The sequence below is a fragment of the Nocardiopsis protaetiae genome (assembly GCF_045446735.1).
GTDB classification, from domain to species: Bacteria; Actinomycetota; Actinomycetes; order Streptosporangiales; family Streptosporangiaceae; genus Nocardiopsis; species Nocardiopsis protaetiae.
In genome coordinates, this window is sequence record NZ_JBJJBV010000556.1 from 1 (window position 1) to 502 (window position 502).

Consider the following 502-nt stretch of genomic DNA (forward strand, 5'->3'; position numbering starts at 1 on the left):
GGCGCACCGTTCGAGCGGTGGAGCCGGGGGCCGTCGACGGGGGGTTCAGGGGCGGGTGGCCTTGCCGTCGAGCCAGAGGGTGGCGGACTCGTCGCGGTGCGAGCCCGTGGTGCCGACGTGCTTGGTGTCGATCTCGGGCCCCTTCTTGATGACGTGGACCAGGGCCATGCCGTGGCCGCGGCCCAGGTCGTAGTCCTCCTTGAGCCAGGCGAGGATGACCCCCGCCTTGGTGTCGGGGGCGTCGAGACCGCGCTCCGCGGCGAGGGCGATGAACTCGCGGGGGGTGAGGCCGGTTTTGTCCTCGATGGTGTCGAGGTAGGCCTGGAACGACATGGGGAGTCCTTTCGCCGGGCGCCCTCCACCGCCGCGGGGTCGGTGCGCCGTATCGATGGGGGAAGCATGCCGCGCCCCTCGGACATTCGGGGTTCCGGTCACCCGCCGGGGTGACCGGAACCCCTCCCCTTCCCGGCTTCCCGGAGCGGGAGCGGGTCAGCCCGCCAGG

At 72.5% G+C, this 502-nt stretch carries 1 protein-coding gene; it reads right to left on the reverse strand.

The genetic code is table 11. The features are described from left to right. Positions 1-45 precede the first annotated feature (45 nt). A complete protein-coding gene (locus tag ACJOT3_RS34665) occupies positions 46-333 on the reverse strand; it encodes a DUF4287 domain-containing protein (protein ID WP_406977352.1) in 288 nt (95 codons plus the stop codon). Between the last annotated feature and the right edge of the window lie 169 nt (positions 334-502).

What these genes read in the sequence shown, in the direction of transcription:
- ACJOT3_RS34665 (WP_406977352.1), bottom strand. Translation starts at nt 333, where the DNA reads ATGTCGTTCCAGGCCTACCTCGACACCATCGAGGACAAAACCGGCCTC.